The organism is Saccharothrix sp. DSM 118769, assembly GCF_052936295.1.
In genome coordinates this window covers 7,392,234-7,416,791 of sequence record NZ_CP193627.1, presented here as the reverse complement: position 1 = coordinate 7,416,791, position 24,558 = coordinate 7,392,234, and the positions used below count along the sequence as shown (strand labels likewise).

Annotated in this window: 23 protein-coding genes; 9 read left to right on the top strand and 14 right to left on the bottom strand. The window is 75.4% G+C overall.

What is annotated here, in order from left to right; all coding sequences use genetic code 11:
• Window positions 1-4: 4 nt before the first annotated feature.
• From ACRAKJ_RS30930 to ACRAKJ_RS30910, 5 genes are all read right to left on the bottom strand, one after another.
• Entirely contained in the window at window positions 5-697 is a 693-nt protein-coding gene (locus tag ACRAKJ_RS30930) for a DUF3618 domain-containing protein (RefSeq protein WP_438921598.1), read from the bottom strand.
• Entirely contained in the window at window positions 673-1,110 is a 438-nt protein-coding gene (locus tag ACRAKJ_RS30925; protein WP_438921597.1) for a phage holin family protein, read from the bottom strand. The genes ACRAKJ_RS30930 and ACRAKJ_RS30925 overlap by 25 nt, the downstream gene beginning before the upstream one ends.
• Window positions 1,097-1,852, bottom strand: a complete 756-nt coding sequence (locus ACRAKJ_RS30920) for a hypothetical protein (RefSeq protein ID WP_438921596.1) — start codon at window positions 1,850-1,852, stop codon at window positions 1,097-1,099. Before ACRAKJ_RS30920 ends, ACRAKJ_RS30925 begins: the two co-directional genes overlap by 14 nt.
• 149 nt (window positions 1,853-2,001) lie before the next feature.
• Window positions 2,002-2,718 carry an SDR family oxidoreductase gene (locus ACRAKJ_RS30915; RefSeq protein ID WP_438921595.1) on the bottom strand — a complete coding sequence of 239 codons (717 nt, stop codon included), beginning with the start codon at window positions 2,716-2,718 and terminating at the stop codon, window positions 2,002-2,004.
• Window positions 2,719-2,768: 50 nt separating this feature from the next.
• Window positions 2,769-3,308 (bottom strand): MOSC domain-containing protein, encoded by a 540-nt coding sequence (locus tag ACRAKJ_RS30910; RefSeq protein ID WP_438921594.1) that lies wholly within the window; start codon window positions 3,306-3,308, stop codon window positions 2,769-2,771.
• Window positions 3,309-3,433: 125 nt separating this feature from the next.
• Here ACRAKJ_RS30910 and ACRAKJ_RS30905 point away from each other — a divergent pair, with 125 nt between their 5' ends.
• Together ACRAKJ_RS30905 and ACRAKJ_RS30900 are read left to right on the top strand one after the other, a co-directional pair.
• Window positions 3,434-4,420, top strand: a complete 987-nt coding sequence (locus ACRAKJ_RS30905; RefSeq protein ID WP_438921593.1) for a substrate-binding domain-containing protein — start codon at window positions 3,434-3,436, stop codon at window positions 4,418-4,420.
• 74 nt (window positions 4,421-4,494) lie between these two features.
• Window positions 4,495-5,016 carry a DUF1622 domain-containing protein gene (locus ACRAKJ_RS30900; RefSeq protein WP_438921592.1) on the top strand — a complete coding sequence of 174 codons (522 nt, stop codon included), beginning with the start codon at window positions 4,495-4,497 and terminating at the stop codon, window positions 5,014-5,016.
• Between the two features lie 6 nt (window positions 5,017-5,022).
• Here the strand turns inward: ACRAKJ_RS30900 and ACRAKJ_RS30895 are convergent, their stop codons facing one another.
• Window positions 5,023-6,759, bottom strand: a complete 1,737-nt coding sequence (locus ACRAKJ_RS30895; protein WP_438921591.1) for an ABC transporter transmembrane domain-containing protein — start codon at window positions 6,757-6,759, stop codon at window positions 5,023-5,025.
• A complete protein-coding gene (locus ACRAKJ_RS30890) occupies window positions 6,756-8,381 on the bottom strand; it encodes an ABC transporter transmembrane domain-containing protein (protein ID WP_438921590.1) in 1,626 nt (541 codons plus the stop codon). The genes ACRAKJ_RS30895 and ACRAKJ_RS30890 overlap by 4 nt, the downstream gene beginning before the upstream one ends.
• A 185-nt stretch (window positions 8,382-8,566) precedes the next feature.
• Here ACRAKJ_RS30890 and ACRAKJ_RS30885 point away from each other — a divergent pair, with 185 nt between their 5' ends.
• Together ACRAKJ_RS30885 and ACRAKJ_RS30880 are read left to right on the top strand one after the other, a co-directional pair.
• Window positions 8,567-9,910, top strand: coding sequence for a SidA/IucD/PvdA family monooxygenase (locus ACRAKJ_RS30885; RefSeq protein ID WP_438921589.1), 1,344 nt, complete (start codon window positions 8,567-8,569; stop codon window positions 9,908-9,910).
• 73 nt (window positions 9,911-9,983) lie between these two features.
• Window positions 9,984-11,000: an ABC transporter substrate-binding protein gene (locus ACRAKJ_RS30880; protein ID WP_438921588.1), complete on the top strand. Its 1,017-nt coding sequence runs from the start codon at window positions 9,984-9,986 to the stop codon at window positions 10,998-11,000.
• 18 nt (window positions 11,001-11,018) lie between these two features.
• Here ACRAKJ_RS30880 and ACRAKJ_RS30875 read toward each other — a convergent pair whose 3' ends face one another.
• Window positions 11,019-11,960, bottom strand: coding sequence for a GntR family transcriptional regulator (locus tag ACRAKJ_RS30875; protein WP_438921587.1), 942 nt, complete (start codon window positions 11,958-11,960; stop codon window positions 11,019-11,021).
• Between the two features lie 130 nt (window positions 11,961-12,090).
• Here ACRAKJ_RS30875 and ACRAKJ_RS30870 point away from each other — a divergent pair, with 130 nt between their 5' ends.
• Window positions 12,091-13,194 (top strand): FAD-dependent monooxygenase, encoded by a 1,104-nt coding sequence (locus ACRAKJ_RS30870; protein WP_438921586.1) that lies wholly within the window; start codon window positions 12,091-12,093, stop codon window positions 13,192-13,194.
• A gap of 43 nt (window positions 13,195-13,237) precedes the next feature.
• Window positions 13,238-13,669 carry a hypothetical protein gene (locus ACRAKJ_RS30865; protein WP_438921585.1) on the top strand — a complete coding sequence of 144 codons (432 nt, stop codon included), beginning with the start codon at window positions 13,238-13,240 and terminating at the stop codon, window positions 13,667-13,669.
• On the opposite strand, the gene ACRAKJ_RS30860 is transcribed toward ACRAKJ_RS30865, so the two are convergent.
• The 4 genes from ACRAKJ_RS30860 to ACRAKJ_RS30845 all read right to left on the bottom strand — a co-directional run bounded on the left by ACRAKJ_RS30860 (window position 13,578) and on the right by ACRAKJ_RS30845 (window position 19,090).
• Window positions 13,578-14,423, bottom strand: a complete 846-nt coding sequence (locus ACRAKJ_RS30860; RefSeq protein ID WP_438921584.1) for a class I SAM-dependent methyltransferase — start codon at window positions 14,421-14,423, stop codon at window positions 13,578-13,580. The genes ACRAKJ_RS30865 and ACRAKJ_RS30860 overlap by 92 nt on opposite strands.
• 9 nt (window positions 14,424-14,432) lie before the next feature.
• Entirely contained in the window at window positions 14,433-16,514 is a 2,082-nt protein-coding gene (locus tag ACRAKJ_RS30855; RefSeq protein ID WP_438921583.1) for a cellulase family glycosylhydrolase, read from the bottom strand.
• 201 nt (window positions 16,515-16,715) lie between these two features.
• Window positions 16,716-17,894 (bottom strand): cytochrome P450, encoded by a 1,179-nt coding sequence (locus tag ACRAKJ_RS30850; protein ID WP_438921582.1) that lies wholly within the window; start codon window positions 17,892-17,894, stop codon window positions 16,716-16,718.
• Window positions 17,895-17,908: 14 nt separating this feature from the next.
• Entirely contained in the window at window positions 17,909-19,090 is a 1,182-nt protein-coding gene (locus tag ACRAKJ_RS30845) for an MFS transporter (protein WP_438921581.1), read from the bottom strand.
• Between the two features lie 354 nt (window positions 19,091-19,444).
• On the opposite strand from ACRAKJ_RS30845, the gene ACRAKJ_RS30840 reads away from it, so the two are divergent.
• The gene (locus ACRAKJ_RS30840; protein WP_438921580.1) at window positions 19,445-20,650 is read left to right on the top strand and encodes an amidohydrolase; all 1,206 of its coding nucleotides are present in this window, start codon (window positions 19,445-19,447) and stop codon (window positions 20,648-20,650) included.
• Between the two features lie 149 nt (window positions 20,651-20,799).
• On the opposite strand, the gene ACRAKJ_RS30835 is transcribed toward ACRAKJ_RS30840, so the two are convergent.
• Both ACRAKJ_RS30835 and ACRAKJ_RS30830 read right to left on the bottom strand, forming a co-directional pair.
• Window positions 20,800-21,693, bottom strand: coding sequence for an oxygenase MpaB family protein (locus ACRAKJ_RS30835; RefSeq protein WP_438921579.1), 894 nt, complete (start codon window positions 21,691-21,693; stop codon window positions 20,800-20,802).
• Between the two features lie 28 nt (window positions 21,694-21,721).
• Window positions 21,722-23,062 (bottom strand): sodium:proton exchanger, encoded by a 1,341-nt coding sequence (locus tag ACRAKJ_RS30830; RefSeq protein ID WP_438921578.1) that lies wholly within the window; start codon window positions 23,060-23,062, stop codon window positions 21,722-21,724.
• A 186-nt stretch (window positions 23,063-23,248) separates the two neighbouring features.
• Here ACRAKJ_RS30830 and ACRAKJ_RS30825 point away from each other — a divergent pair, with 186 nt between their 5' ends.
• Both ACRAKJ_RS30825 and ACRAKJ_RS30820 read left to right on the top strand, forming a co-directional pair.
• The gene (locus ACRAKJ_RS30825; RefSeq protein ID WP_438921577.1) at window positions 23,249-23,968 is read left to right on the top strand and encodes a sigma factor-like helix-turn-helix DNA-binding protein; all 720 of its coding nucleotides are present in this window, start codon (window positions 23,249-23,251) and stop codon (window positions 23,966-23,968) included.
• Window positions 23,965-24,546, top strand: coding sequence for a sigma factor (locus tag ACRAKJ_RS30820; RefSeq protein ID WP_438921576.1), 582 nt, complete (start codon window positions 23,965-23,967; stop codon window positions 24,544-24,546). The genes ACRAKJ_RS30825 and ACRAKJ_RS30820 overlap by 4 nt, the downstream gene beginning before the upstream one ends.
• Window positions 24,547-24,558 lie beyond the last annotated feature (12 nt).

Sequence of the window (24,558 nt, the reverse complement as noted above, 5' to 3'; positions counted from 1 at the left end):
GCGGTCAGCCGCGGGCTTCCTGCTTGACCTGCTGACCGGACTCACGGGCGTGCTGGCCGACCTCCTGGGCCGAGCCCTTGGCGTGCTCCGCGGTGGTCTGCGCCGCGTTCTGGGCGGTCTGCTTCACCTCGGCCGCGGCGTCGCCGACGGCGCTGCTCGCGTGCTCCTTGAGGGTCTGCGCGGACTCGGTGAGGGCTTCCTTCACCGGCTCCACCACGTCGCCGGCGCGCTCACCGAGCTGCCGCACGGCGTCCTGCTCGGCCCGGGTCGCCGGGATCATCGCGGCCACCAGGGCGCCCGCGCCGAACGCGATCAGGCCGGCCGCCAGCGGGTTGCCGCGCGCCTGGGCACGGGCCTGCTGCGGCGCGTTCTGCACGGCCTGCGACGCCTGCTGCGCCACGTCGGCCACGCCGTGCGCGGCCTGCTGCGCCTTGTCGCCCACGGTCGAGGCGACGGTCGAGGCGGTGCCCGACACGCGGTCGGTCGCCGCCGACGCGTGGTGCTGCACCGTCGTGGTGTCCGGCATGGTGCCCATGACCCGCTCCCTCAGGGTGGTGAGGCCGTCGCGGACCCGGTTGACCCGGCGCTGCGCGATGTTGCGCGGCCTCGTGTGGTCGACGATCCGGTTGGCGTCCGCGACCAGCTCGGCGCGCGTCCGGTCGATGTCCTGCCTTATTTGGTCGGGTGACGGGCCCATTCCGCGTCCTCCTTGAGGGTTTCGATGGTGCGCTCCGGCTTGGGCGACACGGTCTTGAGCTGCTTGCGGCCCGTGGAGTAGAGGGCGAACGCCCCGATGCCCCACAGGGCGCCCACGATCAGGGCGGCCCAGCCCAGCGGCATGACCGCGCCCAGGGCGAAGACGAGGGCGAAGCTCAGCAGGATCACGGTCATGTAGCCCGCGAACCCGGCCGCGCCCAGCATCCCGGCGGCCTTGCCCGCCTTGGACGCCTCCTGCCGGATCTCGGCCTTGGCCAGCTCCAGCTCCTGCCGCATCAGGCGCGACAGGTCCTCGGTCAGCTCACCCACCAGCTGCCCGAGCGACGCGGTGTCCTGCGGTTCCGGTCCGACGTCGGTGCGGGGGTAGGGCACCCCTGTCTCAGCGCTGGACATACGGCGTCCCCCCGGGTCGCACCGTGCCCGGGACCTGCGGCGCCAGCGAGCCGTGCTCCGGCTCGGGCGCGCCGAACTGCGGCGTCGCGGGCGTCACGGGGGTGGTGGGCGTCGCGGGCATCCCGGGCGCGACGGGCGGCTGCTGGGTGGCCCACTGGGGGGACTCCTGCCGCTGCTGCGGGTACCGGGGCTCCGGGGCGGCGTGCTGCGGGAGCTGCCCGCTCACGTGCTCACCACCGGCCTGGACGCCCCGCTGGGGCTCGTTCGAGGCGGCGCTCGCGCTCTTGGCGACCCGCGCGACCAGGAACCCGGCCACGGCGGCGCCGATCAGGAACGTGCCCGGCTTGCGGCGGGCGAAGTCCTGCGCGCCGTCCAGCAGGCCGCGCGCGCCCCGCTCGTCGAGGAACCGGGCCGCCTGCCGGCCGGTGTCGGCGACCTGGCGCAGCGCGCCCGCCGACATCGAGTCCGGGCCCGAGCCGTCCGCCATCGAGGTCAGCTCGTCGGCGATGCGGTTGATCTGCTGCGACACCCGCTGCGCCTGGTTGTCGGCCTCGCCGGCGATGCGCTGCCGCACGTCGTGCGCGACGTTCTTGGCCTGGGTCTTCGCCTCCTGGGCGACGTGGCCCGCCTGCTCGCGCGCGGTGGACGCCACCTCCCCGGCGGCCTGCCCGGCGTGCTGCGCCACGGCGGTGCCTTCCTCGCGGGCGGTCTCGCGGACCGCACCCGCCTGGTTCTCGGCCACGACTGACTCCTCACGGTCGGCGTGCTTCTCGCCATGGGAGCTACCCCCCTGAGCGCGGCCCAATCACCTTCTTCGTGACAGACACCGCCATTCGGGGGTCGCCCGACCGTGAAACTTGGCTTGGAATGAACCTTCGTCACGTTTTGTGGTCACCAGGTGGGACGAGCGCCCACCCCGCCGTCCACCACGAGGTCGTGCCCGGTGATCCACGACGCCATCGGCGAGGCGAGGAACACGCACGCGTCACCGACGTCCTCGGGCGTGCCCAGGCGCGTCAGCGGGGCCGCCGCCGTCCACCGCCGGACCCCGTCGGGCCACGCGTCCTCGATCCCGGGCCGCCCGACCAGTCCCGGGGAGACGGTGTTGACCCTGATCCCGCGCTCCCCGTACTCCAGCGCGGCCGACCGGGCATGCATGATCAACCCGGCTTTCGACGCGCTGTAGTGCGCGTGCCCGCGCGCCGGGTGCGAGCCCTCGACGGAGGCGACGTGCGTGACCGACCCGCCCGCGCCCATCACCTCCACCGCCGCCTGGGTGCAGGAGAACGCGCTGGTCAGGTTCGCGTCCACGACCGAGCGCCACTCGTCGGCGGACATCCCGGCCAGCTCCCGCACCGGCTGCACGCCGGCGCAGTTGACCAGGGCGTCCAACCGCCCGCCCCACCCGAACGCCGCGCGCACCACCGCCCGGCACTCACCCTCGTCGCGCAGGTCGCCCCGGACGCCGAGCACCCCGCCGCCCACGTCCCCGCCGAGCCCGTGCACCACCACCGACGCGCCGGCCGCCGCGAACCGCCGCACCACCCCGCGCCCCACGTGCCCGCTGCCGCCCGTGACCAGGGCGACCATCCCGTCCAGCAGTCCCATGGGGGCGGACGGTAGCGCCGGGGCCGGCCCGGCGCGGGCGCCGGACCGCGTCAGACGACCCGGAGCGGGGTGCGCGGCCCGGCGGGCAGCTCGACCTCGACCGCGTCACCGGGGCGGACCTCGCCGCCGACCAGGACGACCGACATGACGCCCGCCCGGCGCACCGCGCCGCCGTTCCCGTCGCGGAACACGACCTGCTTGAGCAGGCCCTCGCGGAACGCCTCGATCTGCGGGCACGGGTTGCGCAGCCCGGTCACCTCGACCACCGCGTCCGGGCCCAGGCGCAGGCGCGTGCCCGTCGGCAGGCCGAGCAGGTCGACGCCCCGGGTGGTCACGTTCTCGCCGAGCTGCCCGGCGGCCACGTCGAAGCCCAGCCCGGTCAGCTCGTCGTGCAGCTCGGCGTGCATCAGGTGCACCTGGCGCAGGTTCGGCCGCGTCGGGTCGCGCCGCACGCGGGAGCGGTGCTTGACCGTGGTGCCGCTGTGCACGTCGCCCTCGACCCCGAGGCCGGCGACCAGGGTGACGGACCGCCGGTTGGGCTTCGTGAACGTGTACCCCCCGCTGCGGCTGACGGCCGTGACAGTCCCCACGCCCGCGACACCACCGACGGCGGGGCCGGTGACGAACCCTTGACGCTGCGTGCGGACAGCGGTTGACTTCGTCCCCGTAACCGGTTTCGGTACCGGTTCCGATCACCTCGACGAGGAGGGGCACCGTGCGGGTCACGATCGCCGAAGTCGCGCAGCGCGCACAGGTCAGCAAGGCGACGGTGTCCCGGGTCCTCAACGGCAAACCGGACGTGGACGCGGCCACCGCGGCGCGCGTGCGGCAGGTGATCGCGGACGTCGGGTACGTGCCCAGCGCGCGGGCCGTCGGGCTGGCGCGCGGCCGGGCCCGCACCGTCGGGATGCTCGTGCCGTCGCTGACCTGGCCGTGGACCGGCGAGGTCGTGCAGGGCGCGGTGGACGAGCTGGAGGCCGAGGGCTACGGCCTGCTGCTCTACACCGTCAACCGGGGCGCGGAGTCGCTGGCGCAGTTCGCGAGCCACGTGTCGGCCAAGGCGTTCGACGGGCTGCTGGTGATCGAGCCGCCGGACACGTTGAGCTACATCGAGACCCTGCACGACCAGGGCCTGCCGGTGGTGATGATCGACGACCGGGGCAGCCGGCCCGGGTTCCCGTCGGTGACCACCACCAACCGCGAGGGGGCGCGTGCGGCGGCGCTGCACCTCGTGGCGGCCGGGCGGCGGCACTGCGCGGTCGTGACGGGTCCCTCGAACTTCGGCTGCGTGCGGGAACGGCTCGACGGCTTCCTCGACGCGCTGGGCGACGCGGGCCACCACGTGGACCCGAGGCTGGTGGTGGAGGGCGACTTCTCCACCGACCGCGGCGCGGTGGCGGCGGAGAAGCTGATGGCGACGGGCCTGCCGTTCGACGCCGTGTTCGCGCACAACGACCTGTCGGCCCTCGGCGTGATCCGCGCCCTGAACGCGGCCGGCCGCACCGTGCCCGGCGACGTGGCGGTGGTGGGCTTCGACGACATACCCATCGCGGGCCACGCCGAGCTGACGACCGTCCGCCAGCCGATGAGGGAGATGGGCGAGGCCGCGGCGCGCCTCCTGCTGTCCCGCCTGGAGGGCGCCGCGCCGGCCGCCGAACCCGTGGTGCTGCCCACGGAGCTGGTCGCCCGCCGCTCCGGCTGAGCGTCACCGGCCGGGGGCGGCTCGGGGTTTCGCCGCCGGCCGACCACGGGTAAGGACCCCCGTGGAGGTGGGCCGTGGACGAGGAGACGCTCCGCGAGGTCATCGGCGTGCTGGTCCGCGTGATCGAGGCGGCGGGCGCCGGGATCATCGCGGTGGGCGCGCTGTGGGCGCTGGCCCGGATGGTCGTGGAGGGCGCGCGGCACCGCAACACGTCGGTGTTCACGCCGATCAGGCTGTCCCTGGGCAGGTTCCTGGTGCTGGGGCTGGAGTTCCAGCTGGCGGGCGACATCCTGCGCACGGCGGTGTCGCCGAGCTTCGAGGACATCGGTCAGCTCGCCGCCATCGCGGCCATCCGCACGGTGCTGAACTACTTCCTCAACAAGGAGATCGCCGAGGAGCAGGCGCAGGTCGGGGCCGCCGGCACCCGCGACGACGAGCCCGTGAGGCGTGGCGGGTCCGCGACGCGCGAGGACAGGCCCGGACCGCGTGACGACGGCCCCGGGCCGCGTGACGACGGCCCCGGGCCGCGTGACGACGGGCCCGGACCGCGTGACGACGGGTCCGCGGCGCACGACATCCCGCCGCCGCGCGCCTGACGCGGGTCAGGACCTCGCGCCCGACCAGGCCGCCCACAGCTCGGCGTAGCGCCCGCCCGCCGCGAGCAGCTCGTCGTGCGTCCCCGTCTCCACGACCCGGCCGGCCTCCAGCACGACCACCCGGTCCGCCGTCACCGCCTGGGTCAGGCGGTGCGCCACGAGCAGCGCCGTGCGGCCCTCCAGCGCGCGCTCCGCGGCGGCCTCCAGCTCCCGCGCGCCCGCGCTGCCCGCGTCCGCCGTCGCCTCGTCGAGGACCGCCACCGGCGGGTCGGCCAGGACGAGCCTCGCCAGCGCGAGCTGCTGCGCCCGCACCACGGTGAGCCGGTGCCCGCCCTCGCCGACGACGGTGGCCAGGCCGTCCGGCAGGGCGGTGGCCCAGCCGAGCGCGCCCACCCGCGCCAGGGCGTCGGCGATCTCGTCGTCACCGGCCGACGGCCGGGCCAGGCGCAGGTCGTCGACCAGCGGACCGGCGAACACGTGCACCTCCTGGGTGACCAGGGCGACCGAGCGGACCGCCGAACCGAGGTCGACGCCGCCGATCGCGACGACGCCGGTGGTGGGCTCGTGCACGCCCGCGACGATCTTGGCGAGCGTCGTCTTGCCCGCGCCCGACGCGCCGACCAGCGCCACCCGCTCCCCGGCGGCCAGCTCCAGGTCCACGTCCCGCAGCACGGGGTGGCCGGGCACGTAGGAGTGGCCGACCCCGGCCAGCTTCACCGCGCCGTCCGCCGGCCGCACCCGGCCCCCGGTCGGCGGCACGGCCTCGTCCGCGACGCCCACCAGCCGGGACAGCGACGCGGTCGCGGCCTGCGCGTCGTCGGCCAGCGCCAGCGCGGCGTTGACCGGGTTGAACAGGCCGTGCAGGTACAGGGCAGCGGCGGTGGCCGTGCCGACCGACGCGGAACCGTCGCCGACCAGCAGGAAACCGGTCACCAGCACCCCGGCGAGGCCGATGAACTCGGCCAGGTTGAGCCGCCCGAAGAACGACGTCAGCAGCCCGGTGCCGCGCAGCGCCAGGTCCACCGCCTCGCGCGACCGCGCGTCGACGCGGGCCACGTGCTCGTCGGTCAGCCCGAACGCCCGCACGGTCGCCGCACCGCCGATCGAGTCCAGCAGTTGCTGCTGCTGCGCGCCGACCGCGACCCGCTGCGCCGCGTACACCCGCACGGCCCGCCCGCCGTACCAGCGCACGGTGTGCACGTGGACCGGCAGCGCGAGCAGCACGGGGAGGAGGAACCGCCAGTCGAGCACGGCGATGCCGACGACGGTCAGCGCGATGGTCAGCGCCGACCGCGCCACGGTCGGCAGCGCGGTGCGCACCGCGTCGGCGACGACCTGCACGTCCCGGGTCACCCGCGAGGTCAGGTCGCCCGCGCCCGCCTCCTCGACCCGCTCCAGCGGCAGGTGCAGGGCGCGGTCGACGAACCGCTCGCGCAGGTCGGCCAGCGCGCCCTCGCCCAGCCGCGCGACCAGCGCCGTGCCGACCGCGGTCGACGCGCCCTGCACCGCGGCCACCAGGGCGAGCACCACGACGAGCGGGGTGATGTCGGTGGAGCCGGTGCCCACGACGTCCACGACCCGGCCGAGGACGGGCGCGGTGAGCAGGCCGACCGCGGTGCCCGCGAACAGCACCAGGAACGCCGCCCACGCCAGGCCGCGCCGGGGCCGCAGGAGTTCGCCGACCGCGGCCCGGGTGCGCCGGCCCGACGCGGTCGCCAGCAGGTCGCGCGCGGGGCCCCTCACCCGAGCACCACCGGGCGGTAGTCCTGGCGCGCCAGCAGGTCGGCGTGCGCGCCGGAGGCGACGACCTCGCCGCCCGCCAGGAACACCACCCGGTCGGCCGCGGCCAGCAGGGCGGGGCCGGTCGCCACCACGACCGTCGTGCGGCCCGCCCGGACCCGCCTGATCCCGTCGGCCAGCGCCACCTCGGTCACCGCGTCCACGGCGGTCGTCGGGTCGTGCACCACCAGCACCGGCGGGTCGGCGGCGAGCGCCCGCGCCAGCGCGACCCGCTGCCGCTGCCCGCCGGACAGCGACCGGCCGCGCTCGGACACCGGCGTGTCCAGGCCGTCGGGCAGGGCGCGCGCGACGTCGTCCACCCCGGCCGCCGCCACCGCCTCGGCCACGCGCCCGCCGCCGGCCGCGATGTTCTCCCGCACCGTCCCCTCGAACAGGTCGGCGTCGTGCGCGGCCACCAGCAGCGCCGACCGCAGCGCCGCACCGCCCAGCGAGGGCAGCGGGACGCCGTCCAGCGCCGCCGAGCCCGACACCGGGTCCACGTCGCGCGCCAGCACGGCCAGCAGCGACACCGCGTCCGCCGCGTCCCGCGCCACCACGCCGAGCAGCTCGCCCGGCTCGACCGACAGCGTGACGCCGCGCAGCGTCCCCGACACCACGTCGACCAGCTCGACCCGGCCGGCGACCCGGTCCGCGACCCGGTCGGGGGAGGCGGGGCCCGGCGGCACGGCCGGGGGAGCGGCGAGCACCTCGGCGACCCGGGCGGCCGACGCGCGGCCCTGGGCGAACAGCCCGTTGACCCACGAGAAGACCGCGAGCGGCCACAGCAGGAACTGGGCCAGGCCGACCGCGGCGACCAGCTCGCCCGCGGTGATGGCGCCGGACGCGGCCAGGCGACCGCCGACCAGGGCGACGACGGCCAGGAACACGCCGGTCATGGCGATCATCGAACCGTCGAGCCAGGCGCGGGACCGGGCGGCCCGGATCGCCGCCGCCGCGGACGACCGGCTCGTCACCCGGTACCGCCGGGCCGCGGCGGCCTCCGCGCCGATGCCCTTGAGGGCGCGCAGCCCGGCCACCAGGTCGGCGGCCACGCCGGAGGCCAGCGCGGCCCGGTCCTGCTCGGCGTCGCTGCGCCGTTCGAGCGGTTTGCCCAGCAGGTGCGCGCACAGCAGCAGCACGGGCGCGGCCACCAGGACCAGCAGGCCGAGCGCGACGGAGACCCGGAGCAGCGCGACCGCGCCCACCAGCAGCCCGACAACGGCGGCGACCGCGGTGGACAGCGCGAGGGTGACCTGCCCGACGCGCTGGGCGTCGCCGGTGGCGATGGCGGCTAGTTCGCCGGACAGCCGGCCGTGCCCGCCCCCGCCGTCCGGGGACAGCACGCGCGCGGCCAGGCGGGTGCGCACGTCGTGCGCGGCCAGGTTGGCGGCCCGCTCGCCGCACCGCAGGGAGAACCGGAAGCTCAGCGACAGCACGGCGAACACGACCGCGAGCACGCCGATCCACCACGCGAGCCGCCCGCCCGCGCCGGTGCGCACGGCCTCGTCGATCACCACGCCGATGAGCAGCGGCACCGCGGCCTCGCCCGCTTGGTGGGCCGCGCCGAGCACGGAGGCCAGGGTCACCGGTCTCCACTGGCCGACCACGGCTTCCCGGAGAACCGCATTCACCCCGATGCCCGCCTTCCGCGAAAGATCAGGTGAGGCTACCCTAACGCAAGGAGGAGGGCTGGATCACTCCCGCTGGGCGTCAACTTAGGTTAGGGTAACCAAAGTTCGATCTTCCCTGTTGTCGCACCGATGGGACAGCCATGCCACAGCCACCGGTCTTCGACGTCCTCGGCGTCGGCTTCGGGCCCTCCAACCTGGCCCTCGCCATCGCCATCACGGAGCACAACGCCGCCGCGGCGGCCGAAGACGTGGTGACCGCCCACTTCGTGGAGCGCCAGGCGACGTTCGGGTGGCACCGGGGGATGCTGATCGACGACGCCACCATGCAGGTGTCGTTCCTCAAGGACCTGGTGACGCTGCGCAACCCCAACAGCACCTTCACCTTCCTGAGCTACCTGCACGCCAAGGGCCGGCTGGTCGACTTCATCAACCACAAGAACATGTTCCCGCTGCGGGTGGAGTTCCACGACTACTTCGAGTGGGCCGCCGCGCGCGTCGACGACCTGGTGTCCTACGGGCACGACGTGGTCGAGGTGCGCCCCGTCGTCGAGGACGGCGTCACCACGCACTTCGACGTCGCCTCCCGCACCCCCTCGGGCGCGGTGGAGGTGCTGCGCGCCCGCAACCTGGTGCTGGCCACCGGCCTGACGGCCAGCCTGCCGGACGGCGTGCTGCCGTCCGACCGGGTCTGGCACAACCGCGACTTCCTGCACCGCGTGCGCTCGCTGACCGACCCGGAGCGGCTGGTCGTGGTCGGCGCCGGGCAGAGCGGGGCCGAGGTCACCGCGTTCCTGCACGAGCACTTCCCGAACGCCGAGGTGTGCGCGGTGTTCGCGCGCTACGGCTACAGCCCGGCCGACGACAGCCCGTTCGCCAACCGGATCTTCGACCCGGGCGCGGTGGACGACTACTTCGGCGCGCCCGACCACGTCAAGCGCCGGCTCATGGACTACCACGCCAACACCAACTACGCGGTCGTCGACAACGACCTGATCGCCGAGCTGTACCGCCGGGTCTACCGGGAGAAGGTGCTGGGCGCGCAACGCCTGCGGCTGCTCAACCTGTCCCGGGTGGCCGAGCTGGACGACGGCCGGGACGGGCTGCGCGTCACCGTCGAGTCGCTGTCCACCGGCGAGCGGGAGGTGCTCGACGCCGACGTGGTGGTCTACGCCACCGGCTACCGCGAGGCCGACCCCACCGCGCTGCTCGGCGACCTCGCGGCCCGCTGCGCCCGGGACGCGGGCGGCCGGCTCGTCGTCGGCCGCGACTACCGCCTGGACACCGACGACGACGTCCTCGCGGGCCTGTACCTCCAGGGCGGCACCGAGCACACGCACGGCATCTCCTCGTCGCTGCTGTCCAACACCTCCGTGCGGGTCGGCGAGATCCTCCAGTCGGTGCTCGACCGGAAAGGGCTGGTGGCGGGCGCGGCGCCGGTCCCCGCGCAGCCCCGGTACGCGGTGAGCGCCTCGCCCGTGAGCTAACGTCCCGGGGAGTTCGGCAGGTCGCCCGAACCGCACCGCCGTGCGTTCCGCCGCGCTCCTCGGAGGGGTCCCGATGTCCACCAGGTCCACGCTCGTCGCGGTTCTCTCGGCCGCCGCGCTGGCGCTCGCAGCCTGCGGGGGCGGTGACGACGAGGACGCCGCCGCGAGCACCACCGGCCCGCCCGCCCCCGCCGCGCGCGGCGCGTTCCCGGTGTCGGTCGAGCACAAGTACGGCACGACCGCGATCGGGGCGGCGCCGGAGAGGGTCGTCACGCTCGGCCTGTCCGACCAGGAACCCGTGCTGGCCCTGGGCGTCAAGCCGGTCGGCGTCGTGGACTGGTTCAAGGAGCGCCCCTACGGCAGCTGGCCGTGGACGGAGCCGCTGTGGGGCGGCACCCGGCCCGAGGTCGTCGGCGAGCGCGACGGGTACGACCTGGAGAAGGTCGCCTCGCTCGACCCCGACCTGATCGTCGCCGCGTACTCCGGCATGAGGCGGGAGCAGTACGACGCGCTGTCGGAGATCGCACCGGTCGTCGCCCAGCCCGCGGGGTTCCCGGACTACGGCGTGCCGTGGCGCGAGCAGACCCTGCACATCGGCCGCGCGCTGGGCAAGGAGGCGGCGGCGCGGGCGCTGGTCGACGGCGTCGAGGCGCGGTTCGCCGAGGTCCGGGCCGCGCACCCCGGGTGGGCGGGCAAGACGGTGGTCGTGGCCGACAGCTTCGCGCCCGGCGTGTACTCCGCGTTCGCGCCGACCGACCCGAAGACCGCCTTCCTGGCTGAGCTGGGCTTCACGCCCTCCGGCGGGGTCGGCGCGCTGGCGGACGACAACAACGTGGCCGAGCTGAGCGAGGACCGGCTCGGCCTGCTCGACGCCGACCGCCTGGTGTGGCTGATGTCCGACCGCTCCGCGTGGGACCGCGTCGAGTCCGCGCCCGCCTACCGGCGACTGGGCGTGGCGGCGGAGGGGCGCGACCTGTTCCTCACCTACACGGACCCGCCGATCGGCGCGGCCATGTCGTTCAACACCGTGCTGAGCGCGCCCTACGCCGTCGAGCAGGTGGTACCGCTGCTGGAGGCGATCGGGGACTAGCGACCCGCCCGCTCGGCCTTACTGCCCGCGCCCGTACCTGAGGGCGAGGCCGTCCAGCAGGGACGCCCAGCCCAGCTCGAACAGGTCGTCCAGCACGAGGTCGTACCCGACGTCGGCCAGGGTGGTCAGCACCCGGGCGAACGTCGGGTGCCCGCCGGTGTCCCGGATGGCGGTCAGCGCCGGCATCCGGGACTCGACCCACTCCTCGTGGTCGACCCCGGACTCGCCGCGCGCCTGCTGCTCGCGCTCCAGGTGCACCGCGATGCCCTGGACGTAGCTGAACAGCAGCACGTGCAGGTCGAACATCGCGTGCACGTCCAGGTCGAAGGTGTCGAGCGCGGCGAGCACGAACTCGGCGTGCACCATCAGGTTCGGCAGCGGCAGCGGGCGGGTGATCGGCCCGATCGAGGCGAGCCACGGGTGCCGCCGGTGCAGCGACCACAGCGTGCGGCCGGCCAGCTCCAGCCGGGCGCGCCAGTCGGCCGGCGGGTCGGCCGGGTAGCCGCGCTCGCCGTACGCGGCGTCGGCCATGAGCAGGACCAGCTCGTCCTTGCCCGTGACGTACCGGTAGGGCGTCATCGCCGCCACGCCGAGCCGGGCCGCGACGCCGCGCATGGACAGCGCGGCCAGCCCCTCGGCGTCGGCGATGGCGACGGCGGCGCGCACGACCCGGTCGGTGGTCAGCTCGCGCGCCGGCGCGGTGCGTGCCCGCGTCGCTCGTGCCTGTGCGGTGCGCGGGGGTGCGGCGGCCCGCGCCGGGCCCGCCACCACCGTGCCCGAGCGCGGTTCGGCCCGCACCACGCCCTGCCGCGCCAGCTCCGCCAGCGCCCTGGCGGCGGTGGCGGCGGCCACGCCGAACTCGGCCGCGACCTGCCGCGTCGACGGCACCCTCGCCCCCGGCGGCAGCCCGCCCGCCTCGATCCGCCGCCGCAGCTCGGCCGCGATCCCCGAGTACTTCACGCCATCCCCCTGTACTAGTGCAGAGCGTGGACTGTACTAGCCCAGTTTTGGCACGTCTTCGCAGCTGGTGCCACCGTGTGCGGCGTACGCGGCAACCGGTGCGGCGTACGTGGGCAGCAGGGGGAACACCATGCGGAACGTCCTGGTCTCCGGTGCGGGGATCGCGGGCACGGCCCTGGCGCACTGGCTGGGCCGGCGGGGCTTCCCGGTCACCGTGGTCGAACGCGCGCCGGGCGTGCGGCCGGGCGGGCAGGCGGTCGACGTGCGCGGTGTCGCGCTCGACGTGGTCGACCGGATGGGCCTGGGCGGGCAGGTCCGGGCCGCCCGCACCCGGATGCGCGGCATGTCCCTGGTCGACGGCACGGGTACCGAGCTGTTCCGCAGCGAGGAGGTCGCGTGGAGCAGCGGCCGGGTCGACAGCGAGGACGTCGAGCTGCTGCGCGAGGACCTGGTGACGCTGCTGATGGGCGCGACCACCGGCGCGGAGTACGTGTTCGGTGACCGGATCACCGCCCTGGAGCAGGACGAGCGCGGCGTGCGGGTGGAGTTCGCGCGCGGCGGGCCCCGCACGTTCGACCACGTGATCGGCGCGGACGGCGCGCACTCGGCCGTGCGGCGGCTCGCGTTCGGGCCGGAGGAGGACTTCACCCGGCACCTGGGGCAGTACCTGGCGATCTTCCCCGCGCCGAACGTGCTGGGCCTGGAGGACTGGCAGGTGTGGTTCCGCACCGAGCGGGCCGGCGGCGTGGTGTACCCGGTGCGCGGCAACAGCGAGCTGCGCGTGACGCTCGGGTTCGGCGCGGAGCGGCTCGACCACGACCACCGGGACGTGGCCGCGCAGAAGGCGCTGGTGGCGTCGAGGCTCGCGGGCGTCGGCTGGGAGGTGCCGAGGCTGCTGGGGCACATGGCCGACGCGGAGGCGTTCTACTTCGACGCCGTGGCGCAGGTCCACCTCGACCGGTGGAGCGCGGGCCGGGTCGCGCTGGTCGGCGACGCGGGCTACTGCGCGTCGGTGATGTCCGGGCAGGGCAGCGGCCTCGCCCTGGTCGGCGCGTACGTGCTGGCCGAGGAACTGGGCCGCGCCCCGCACGAGGAGGCGTTCGCCGCCTACGAGCGGCGCATGCGCCCGTTCGTCGCGCTCAACCAGGCGCTCGCGACGGAGAACCCCGACGGCCCTCCGTCCGAGGAGTCGGTGGAGAAGGCCAAGAACGCGCTGTCGCTCGACGCGGCGTGAACCGGTGGACGTTCCCCGGCGCGCCCTGGTTGCGTGCGGGGGCGTGGACCACGGTGAGTTCCGCGACCCGCGCCTCGCCGACGCCGACGCCGACCCCACCGCGCCCGCCGAGGTGTCGATCGTGCGGGAGGCGCGCGTGCTCCGCACCCGTCCCGCGCGAGTGGCGCTGCTCCTCGCGGCCCTCGTCAACGCCGCCACGTCCGCGACCTTCGCCTACCTGGCCGTCCTCGCCACCGAGGTCGCCCACGTGCCCGCCGGCGCGTTCGGGGGTCCCCTCCTGGCCGCCGCCGCGCACCGGGACGCGCCGTGGGTCAGCGCCGCCCTGGCCGCGGTGGGGGGCGGTCGTCCTGGTCATCACCCGGACCCGGTCGCGGCGGCCCGCCTCACGGGCGCGGTGACGCCGTTCCGCGCGCGGTCAACAGGAACGCGGGCGACGACCAGTAGTCGTGCAGCGGCTCGACCGCGACGTCGGTGAAGCCCGCCCGCGCCACCTGCTCCACCCACCGCGCCGCCGGCTGCTCCCAGGTCGAGCGCACCGCGCCCGGCAGCAGCTGGCCGGTCAGCACCGGCATCAGGAAGCCCTGCGCGACGAGGTCGCGGTCCTCGCCGTACTCGGCCAGGCCGCGCTCGTAGGTCTCCGCCAGGAACGCGCGGTGCTCGGGGCCCCCGTGCGGCACGTCCGGCACGTCGAACTCGACCAGCGCCAGCACGCCGGCGCGCGCCACCAGCTCGGCCAGCACGCCGTCCCGCTCCCCGTGCGGCACGGTGTGCAGCGCGAACGTCGACTGCACCACGTCGTACGCGGAGCCCGTCGTGGTCAGGAAGTCCTGCACCCGCCCTGGGAACGCGGTCACGCCGGGCAGCCGCAGGCCGTCGAGCAGCGCCCGCGACGGCTCCACCACGCTCACCCCGACCGGCGCGTGCGGCCGGGCCAGCGCGGGCCGCAAGGCCCGGCCGTCACCGCAGCCGACGTCCAGCAGGGTCGTGGGCCGCACGCGGTCGTACAGCGCGCCCAGCGCGTCCACGACCGCCTCGTACAGCGCGACGTTGCCGCCGCCGCCCGCGAACGCCTCGAACGCGGCGGGCCGGTCGTACACCGACCCGCCCGCCGCGCTGTCGAGGTGCTCGGCCAGGGCCCGGCCGAGCGGGGTGGCGGCGTCGCGCACCGCCTCCCGCGCCCGTGCCCGGTCACCGTCGGCCAGCGCGCCCAGCGCTTCCTCGATCGTCACCCCACAGTTCTACGCCGTGGCGCCGGTGACCGACGAGCCCGACTTGGTCACGTGGTAGGTCACCGTCGTGCCGCTCCAGTAGTGGAACGTCAGCGTCACCCGGGCCCCGTCGGTCACCTCGGCGAAGAACTCCGGCTTGAGCAGCGTCGTGCCCGCCGCGTAGTCCGGTGCGAAGGTGTAGTCGTACTCCTTGAACGACGTCCAGTTCTGCGGCCCGGCGTTGGAGCCGTCGGCGTACTTCGCCTCCATGGTGGCCAGCTTGTCGCCGCGGAACGCGGTCGGGATCGCGAACGCCGCCGTCGTGCCGGTCGCCGCCTGGAGCACCGGCGGGTCGTAGGTGACCAGGTCGACCCGCCACGGCACGCCGGCCGAGAAGCGCGCCGACAGCGTCGCGTTCACCCCGTACGCCCGCGACCCGAGCAGCCGGGTCAGCAGCGGCGCGGACAGCGTGAGCTGGTCGCCCGACACGGTGTAGTCCGTGCCGCGCACCAGGTCGGTGCCGCCGTGCCGCAGGCCGGTGAACGACGTCCCGTTGAGGTTCAGCGTGATCGTCTTCGCGCTCACCGCCGACGACTTCGGGTTGAACACCTGGTCGGTGGACGCCGTGCCGGACCGGGTCGTCCAGCTCGACTCGATCTGCGCGATCAGCTCCGGGTCGCTCCACCGGAACGAGGTGCGGCCGAGGTGCTGGCCGTTGTCCCACAGCATCGTGGTGATCTTGCGGGTCTTCGCGTGGTGGCCGAGGAACTCGAAGAACTTCAGCTTCTCGCCCTGCTCGATCGTGCCGGTGTGGCGGTCGAAGCCCAGCAGGCCGTACTCGCCCAGGACCACCGGGATGCCGCGTGCGGTGAACGTGGCGTGCACGCGGTCGAACGCGTCCGTCAGGTCCTTCTGCGCGGTGGCGTCGAAGCGGTACCCGCCCGCGATGTTCACGCTGAACGGCCAGTAGCCGTAGTAGTGGAACGTCGCGATCAGGTTGCGGTCGCCGAGTGCGCTGAACGTGGCGTTCAGGTTGTCCAGGTGCACCTGGTCGGCCGACGTGTGCAGCGACGGCAGGACCAGCAGGCGGGTGGTGTTGCCGCCGCCGGAGCCGCGCACGATCCGGTGGAACGAGGTGTTCAGCTCGTCGAGCAGCTGCGCGTTCTGCGCGTCGCCGGAGCTGCCGGTGAACTGCGGTTCGTTCACGCTCTCCAGGACGAGCTTGTCCGACGAGTCGCGGAACGCGCTCGCGAGCTGCGTCCACGTCGCGTTGTAGCGGGCCAGCACGTTCGCGCGGTCGCCCGGCATGGCCGAGATCCACTGCCACGAGTCGTGGTGGACGTTGAGCATCACGTAGAAGCCGTCCGCCAGCGCCCAGCCGACGACCTCCTTCACCCGGTCCAGGTAGGCCGGGTCGATCGCGTACGACGGCGCGCCGCCCTGGTGCTGGCCCCACGTGACCGGGATGCGGATGCTGTTGAAGCCCTGCGCGCGGACGTTGTCCAGCAGCGCCTCGGTGATCCTCGGGTTGCCCCACGAGGTCTCGTCGGCGCCGGTCGCGTCGAGCGAGTTGCCGAGGTTCCAGCCGGGCTGCATCGCCGCCACGGCCGCCACCGCGTCACCCGCCGGCGGGGTGGTCGTCGTGGTCGTGGTCGTGGTGGTCGTCGTCGGGTTGGTGCTCCCGGTGCACGTGGTGCCGTTGAGCGCGAACGACGAGGGCGCGGTGTTGCCGCCCGTCCACGTGCCGTTGAAGCCGAACGACACCTTGCCGTTGGTCGCGATCGAGCCGTTCCAGCTCGCGTTGGTCGCCGTGACCTGCGCGCCCGACGCGGTGACCGTCGCGCCCCACGCCTGGGTGACCGACTGGCCCGACGGGAACGCCCACGTCAGCCGCCACCCGGACACCGGGTCGCCGAGGTTGGTGACCTCGACGTTGGCGGAGAACCCGCCCTGCCACTGGCTCGGCACCGCGTACGCCACGCGGCAGCCGGGCGCCGCCTGGGCGTTGGTCGCGGCGACGACGCCGAAACCGGCCAGGACGGTGGCGACGGCGCTCGCCAGCAGTCCGACCCACCACCGCGCCATTCTTGAGTTGCCTCGCGGACCGGCCATTTCGCTCCTTTGCACAAATCGCCCGGCACGATGCTTCCCGTGAGGTGTCGGAAACGCAACCGTTTCGACAGCGGTAAATCGGCGGCGCAGGTCAGCGCGGTTGTCGTCGTGCGTTGTTCGACGGTCCCGCCTTTTCCGTTCGACGCCGTTCGACGGCGTTCGACACCCGCGCCGCCGATAACGCCCGCCCCGCCGCCGGCGTCACCAGCGCACGGGCAGCGCGGCCAACGTCCGCATGGCCGGCGACACCGTCCACCGCAGCTCCCCCTCCGGCACGGCCAGGCGCAGGCCCGGCGCGCGGTCCAGCAGGGCGGCCAGCGCGACCCGCAGCTCCACCCGCGCCAGGTGCGCGCCGATGCAGTGGTGCGTGCCGTGGCCGAACGCCAGGTGCCGACCGGTGCGGCCGGGCGCGAAGCCGTCGGGCTCGGCGAACCGGTCCCCGTCGCGGTTGGCCAGCGGCAGCGCCGCGGTGACCTCCTCGCCCGCCTGCACCAGCTCGCCGCCCAGCTCCACGTCCTCGACGGCGGTGCGCGCCATGCTCGTGGTGACCGAGGGGCTGTACCGCAGCGCCTCCTCCACGGCGGCGTCCAGCAGCGCCGGGTCCCGCCGCGCCGCGTCGAGCAGGTCCGGGCGGGACAGCAGGCACAGCGCGGTGTGCGCGATCTGCGCCGCGGACAGGGCGTGCCCGTCGAAGAACAGCGACGCGGCCAGCCCGGTCAGCTCCCCGGCGTCCAGCCGGCCGTCGCGGTGCGCCGCCACCAGGTCGGCGAGCAGCCCGGTCGGCGGGTGGTCGCGGTCGTGCAGCACGGCCGCGACCACCTCGTGCAGCACCAGCTCGGCGCGGTGGACCTCCTCGCGCGTGGCGCCCGGCTGGCCGAGCCGGTCGTTCGCGGCGCGGCGCACCCGCTCGCGGTGCGGTCCGGGCACGCCGAGCAGCTCGCACTGCGAGGCGAACGTCAGCGGCGCGCAGTAGTCGTGCAGCAGGTCCGCCGTCGAGCCCGCCCGCGCGAGGCCGTCCAGCAGCTCCCCGGCCACGCGCTCCGCGTACGGGCGCAGCAGCTCGGCCCGCCGCGCCGAGAACGCGCCGCCGAGCAGGGCGCGCACCTCCGTGTGCCTGGGCGGGTCGAACTCGGTGATCGACATCAGCGTCGCCGGCCCGCGCGGGTGCACCGCCTCCGCCGACCGCGCCCGGCTGAACCTGCGGTCCCGCAGGAGCTCCAGGCTCTCCCGGTACCCGGTGACCACCCAGCGGCGCCCGCCGCCGGCGGTCGTCACCGGGCACACCGGCCGGTCCGGGGCGAGCGGCACATCACCCACCAGGTGCCGCACCTCCCTGCCCTCCACGAAGTCCAGGCCGCCCAGCCCCGCGACGACGTCCACCACGCCACCTCCCGTCATCGTCGTGCCCCTGCCGGGGCGGTGGCCGGGGCGCGGGTCGTGGCGCGCAGGGCCAGCAGGCAGATGAGGACCGACCCGACCAGCAGCGCGCCGACCGCGACCCGCAGGTCGGCGTGCCCGGCGAGCCCACCCACGGCGGCCGGGCCGAGCAGCGGTCCCACGCCCGCGAGCGAGGCGGCCGAGCCGAGCGCCGCGCCCCGGTCCTCGTCGGACGCCCCGCGCCCGACGAGCCCGTAGGCGGTGGGCGCGGCGACCGAGACGGCGACGCCGACGAGCGCGGTCGCCGCCAGCCCCAGCTCGGGCGTCCGGGCGAGGGCGAGCAGCAGGACGCCGACGCCGGACAGCGCGCCGGAGGCCACCAGCAGCGCCCGGTCGCCGAACCGCGAGGACAGCCGGTGCCCGCTCAGCCGCCCCACCGCCATCGCGCCCGCGAACACGCCGGGTGCCGCGGCCGACAGGGTCACCGGGGCGCCCAGGACCTCCGCCAGGTACACCGCGCTCCACTGCTGCACGCCGCTCTCCACCAGCATCGCCACGCCCGCGAGCGCGCACAGCACCAGCACCGCGCGGTCCGGCCGCACCCGCGCGCGGCGACGCGGCCCGCCCCGCGCCAGGTGCTCGGGGACCAGTCCGCGCGCCACGACGACCGCGACCGCAGCCGCGAGGGCGGGCACGACGCCCACCACCGGGGCCGACGCCCCCGCCGCCCGCGCGACGCCCGCCACCGTGCCGCCGACCAGCAGCCCGACGCAGAACAGCGCGTGCGCCCGGTTCATCACGCGCGCCCCGGACCGGGCCTCGGCGTTCGCGGCCAGGGCCAGCACGACGACGTTGCACGCGCCGGAGCCGACCCCGAACAGCGCGACCCCGGCCACGAGCGCCGGCACCGACCAGGCCAGGAACGGCAGGCACGCGGTGAGCGCGAACAGCGCCGCCGAGGTCACCGCGACCGGCCGCCCGAACCGGTCGAGCAGCCTGCCCACGGCGGCCATCGCGGGCATCGCGGCCAGCGCGCCGACCAGGAGCGCCGCGCCGAGGTCCGCGTCACCGGCGCCGGTGACGCGCTTGATCTCCGGCAGCAGCGCCAGGTACGGGCCCCACAGCGCCCCGTACCCGGCGAACGCGGCGAGCACCGCACCCGCCCGCGGTGTCGTGCCGATATCGGTGATGAGGGCCATGACCGATCCCCCCGCCCCTTTCGGATTAATTTCCACCGCCCCCGGTGGAAAGCTTTCCGGTGCGCAGCACCCGGAAAAGCAGCGCTTTTCGGAAAGCTCTGGGACAGAACAACGGCGACCGTATCAGCGCACTCGCGGGAATGGTCCGCAGGAATTCGTCAAGTCCATCGGCGAAAGGAGTACGCGCTTCCGCGCCGGTGTTGAAGCCGCAGGTTGACGGCCTGTGCCCGGGTGGTCACCCGCCGGGTGCGGCGCGGACGCATCGTTTCCCGATGCATACTTCGTCCGATCCCGCGTTTCCACCGCGCGACGGCGGTGTTGCACTCGCCGCACCCGGTGCCGATAGTGATCACCATGGACCTCGCCGACCTGTACCGCGACCTGCACCAGCACCCCGAACTGGGGTTCGCCGAGACGCGCACGGCCGCGGTGGCGGCCCGGGAGCTGCGGGCCGCCGGGTTCGAGGTGACCGAGGGCGTCGGCGGCACCGGGGTGGTCGGGGTGCTGCGCAACGGCGACGGCCCCACCGCGCTGCTGCGGGCCGACATGGACGCGCTGCCGGTGGAGGAGAGGACCGGCCTGCCCTACGCCAGCGCGGTCGTGGTCGACGGCACGCCGGTGGCCCACGCGTGCGGCCACGACGTGCACGTGACGTGCCTGGTCGGCGCGGCCCGGGCGCTGGCCGCCGACCGCTCGTCGTGGTCGGGCACGGTGCTGGCGGTGTGCCAGCCCGCCGAGGAGGTGGGCGGCGGGGCCGAGGCGATGGTCGCCGACGGGCTGTTCGAGCGCTTCGGCCGGCCCGACGTCGTGCTGGGGCAGCACGTGGCGCCCATCCCGGCGGGCGTGCTCGGCCTGCGCCCCGGCCCGGCGTTCGCCGCCGCCGACAGCCTCCGGGTGACCCTGCGCGGCCGGGGCGGGCACGGCTCGCGCCCCGAGGCCGCGGTGGACCCGGTCGTGATGGCCGCGGCGGTCGTCCTGCGGTTGCAGACCATCGCGTCCCGCGAGACCGCCGCCACCGACACCGTCGTGGTCACCGTCGGCGCGGTCCGCGCGGGCACGGTCGCCAACGTCATCCCGGACGACGCGGAGCTGCTGCTGAGCGTCCGCACCTACGACCCGGACGTGCGGGCCCGCGCGCTGGCCGCCGTGGAGCGCATCGCCCGCGCGGAGGCCGACGCGTCCGGCGCGCCCGAACCGCCCGAGGTGGTCGTCGAGACGAGCTACCCGGCCGTGGTCAACGACCCGGACGCGGTCGAGCGGACCCGCGCGGCCCTCGCCTCGGTCGTGCCGGTCGTGGTGGACCCGGGCCCGGTCACCGGCAGCGAGGACGTGGGCGTCTTCGCCACCGCCGCCGGCGCGCCCCTGGTCTACTGGCTGCTGGGCGGCGCCGACCCGGCGGCGTTCGAGGGCGCCACGTCCGTCGACGACATCCGCGCCAGGGTGGCCGCCCAGCCGGCCAACCACTCGCCCCTGTTCGCCCCGGTGGTCAGCCCCACCCTCGACCTGGGCGCGGCGGCCCTGGCCGCCGCCGCCCGAGCCTGGCTGCCGGCGCGGGGCTGACCCCCGTGGACGCGGTGCGGCCCGGGGCGCGACATCCCGCGCCGCGTGCGCGCAGGGGGCCTGCGGTGACCTGCGCGCCGGGACAGCCTGCACCGGGACAGCCTGCGCCGGGGTGGCCCGCGCCGGCGTGACCTGCGCGTCGGGGTGGTCTACGCGCCGGCGTGACCGGTCGCCTCCGGGCGGGGGAGCAGCCAGCGGATCGCGCCGGTGACGCCGTGGCCCGCCAGGCGCACCGCGGTCGCCTCCGTCAGCGGCAGGAGCGGCAGGCGCAGCGGCAGCCGGCTCCACCACGGCAGGGACGCCGCCGCGGCGGCCGCGACGGCGGCGTACGGGAGGCGCGCCGGCACCGGCAGCGGCGGGGTGAGCAGCAGGAAGCGGGCGGCGTCGCGGGCCTCCCGCGTGCCGCGCAGCTCCGGGCGGAACGCGGCGAGCCGGGCGTCCAGGCCGGCCACCGTGGTCGGCGGGTCGGGCACGCCCAGGGCGCGCGCCACCCGCGCCGCGTCGGCCACGTAGCCGTCCTGCTCGGCGGGCGTCAGGCGGGTCGAGCCGTAGCGCCGGTGGCAGCGCAGGAAGCTGTCGACCTCGGCGGTGTGCACCCAGTCGAGCAGGTGCGGGTCGTCCGCCCGGTACGGCCTGCCGTCGGGCGCGGTGCCGCGCACGCGGCGGTGGATGCCGCGCACCCTGGCCACGGCCCGCTCGGCGTCGGCCGCGGGCCCGAACGTGGTCACCGCGAGGAACGCGCTGGTGCGCTGGAGCCGTCCCCACGGGTCCTGGCGGTAGTCCGAGTGGCCCGCCACCCCCGCCATCGCGAGCGGGTGCAGCGACTGGAGCAGCAGGGCGCGCAGGCCGCCGATGAACATGGCCGCGTCGCCGTGCACCCGGCGGATCGGGCTGTCCGGGGCGAACCAGCGCGGCCCCGGGCCCGAGTGGATGCGGTCGCGCACCCCCGGGCCGTCCGGACCGGCCACGCGGCTGAACACGGCCGCACCGAGGCGTTCGCGAAGCACGTCCACCGCGACCTCCTGACCCACGAACTCACCCACGAACGAGTGACTACTCACCAGTATGGGGTCAGTTGGGTCGCGGCGGCTGGTCCGACAGGGCGTCGAACGGGGTCACCAGGCCGTCGCGCACCACCCGTCGCGCGTCGGCCCACCGCACGGCGAGCTGCCCGACCGCCAGCGCCACGTACACGCCGGCCAGCACGGTGGTCACCACCGCGTTCACCTCGTCGGGCAGCACGAGCCCGGCCACGAACTGGCCCGTGAACAGCACGAACAACGTCGTCGCGCCGACCACCGTCAACCCCAGGTCGACCAGCACGCTCACCGCGAACAACGACTGCGCCGCCGTGATCAGCAGCTCCAGGCGCTGGTGCTGGTCGAGGGGCAGCCCCGACGTCGAGCCCGACGCGACGGCGAACGCGATCGGCAGCGTGCCGACCAGCAGCGTCCACTGGTTGACCTTGCTCGACAGCAGGGTGCCCAGCGAGTGCGACGCCTTGAGCCGCACCGCGTACAGGCACGCCACGATCAGCTCCGGCGACTCGCTCGCCAGCGGCGCGACCCACTGGACCAGCAGGAACTGGTCCACGCCGAGCTGCGCGCCGGTGTCGACCAGGTTGCTCGCGAAGTGCTCGGCGGACGCCAGGACCACCGCGCCGGCCACCGCGAACATCCCGATCACCCACCGCCGCCGGGGCCCGCGCGGCTTCCCGCCGACCCACGCCGACACGCCCAGCAGGTCCGGCTCCTCCACCGGGGCCTTCGCGAGCCGCCACACGTACCCGCCGAAGATCGACACGAACACCGCCGCGTCCACCAGCGTCAACGAGTCCCGCAGCGGCAGGGTCAGCGAGTACAGCGTGGCGAGCCCGAGGAACGCCACCTCCGCCGACATCACCGGCGCCAGCGCCACCCGCCCCGGCTGCGCGGACGGCGTCTCCCGGCGCGCCCGCAGCGCCGCGACGCTCGCCACCAGCACCACGAGCGGCCACCCGATGCCGACCAGGATGCGGTTCGCGCCGGTCATGTTCGCCAGCGCCAGCGAACACGGGTCCTCCCCGCCCGCGGGGGCCGCGCACGCGCCGTTCTCGGCGAACACCCGCCCCGCCTCGAACGTGAAGACCAGGTCCACCGCGTACTCGGGCAGCACGGCCACCATCGCCAGCACCGCGATGGCCAGCCCCGCGCTCACGTCGACCTGCGCCGCCTCCGCCGCCCACGACAGCACGAACGCCGCGCTCACGATCGCCACCCCGAACACCACCGCCGCCAGGGCGGGCGGCAACGACGGGTGCGGCCACCCCAGGTAGTCCGCCGCGCCCAGGTACGTCCCGGGCACCCCCACCCCGACCGCCACCCCGAGCCGCCGGGGGAACCCGGTCCGGGCATCCGTGCGCGCATCACCCATGCCGCGGGGGTTTCCCCGCCCGTGCGCCGCCAACCGACACCTGTTCGCGGCACGCGGCCGGGTCGGTCGGCCCTCCGGGCCGCGGGTCGGCACCCACGCGATGTGGTGATTTCTCCCGCAAATCCGACGTGGTGCGTGGGATCGGCTCGACCGCACCGGCATACAGGTGGGTGCAAGGACGGGGGCGTGACGAGATGGCGGTGGTGGCCGGTGACGCGCGGACTGCTCGACGCGGACGACGATGACGAGTCGGCCGCCAGGGCGCGTGCGGACGCCGAACTGTGCGACCTGCTCCGGCGGCAGGGGTTCCAGGGGCCTGCGTGGGACGGTTTCGTGGACGAGCTGATGGCCTACGGCGTGGACCGGGTCAGGATGCTGATCGCGACCGGGTACGTCGTGAGCGACCGGACGGCGACCCGGCCCGCGTACCTCGACGCCCTCCGGCGAAGGCCCTCCGACGTCGACGAACTCGTGGACGACGTCGTCCTGGCCGGGTTCGCGCTCTTCGTCGACAAGGGCCTCGTCGGCGGCGGGTGGGAGCCGGGTCGGGCGTCGTTGACCACGTACTTCATCGGGGCCTGCCGCCTGGTCTTCCCCTCCGCCCTGCGCACGTGGCTGCGGCGCGGAGCCCGGCACTCCGCCGAAGTCCCCGTCGAGGACGTGGCGGTGGTCCCGGTGCCGGGGTGGCACGAGGAGACCGACCACGTGCAACGGGTCGTCGACCGGCTCGCCGAGGTGTTGAGCCCGCTCGAGATGCGGTTGTTCGGGTTGGTCGGCGAGGGCTACGACCAAGCGGAGATCGCCGACATCACGAGCATGACCGTTCGCGCGGTCGAAGGACGACTGCGCCGTGCGCGGGCCAAGGCGCGCGACATCTTTCCGCAGTGGGGAGAGGAGGGGCGATGACCCCCGACAACAGGACGACCCCCGACGACGAGCGCGCCGGCGACGAGGGCGCCGACCACGAGCGACTGGCCCGACTCCTGCCGGGCGCGGTCGGTGGTGACCGGCGGGCCGTCGAACAACTCCTGGCGCACATACGTCCCCTCGTCACGCGTTACTGCCGAGCCCGGATCGGGCGCGCGGGCCGTTCGACCGCGCGCCCGGAGGACGTCGCCGACGAGACCTGCCGGGCGGTCCTCCGGGCACTCCCCTCCTACCGGGACCAGGGCAGGCCCTTCCTCGCTTTCGTGTACGGCATCGCCGCGCACAAGGTCGCCGACGCCGGGCGGGGCCGGGCGCGGGACGACGAGGAGGAGGACGAGCCGCAAACCGGGAGCGCCGAGGTCCGCCGGCTCCTGGGTGCCTCGTCGCTCGGGCGCCCGGCGGCCGTGGCCGCGCGGGAGCGGGGTGCCGGTCACCGGCTGGGTGCGGCCGCGGCGGTGGTCGTCGACGGTGTGCTGCGCGGTTCCGGGACGGCACGGCACCGCGCCCCGGCGGAGACGGGGGTGGCGGCCCGGGAAGACCCATGCCCGGCGGGGTGAACGGACCGTGTT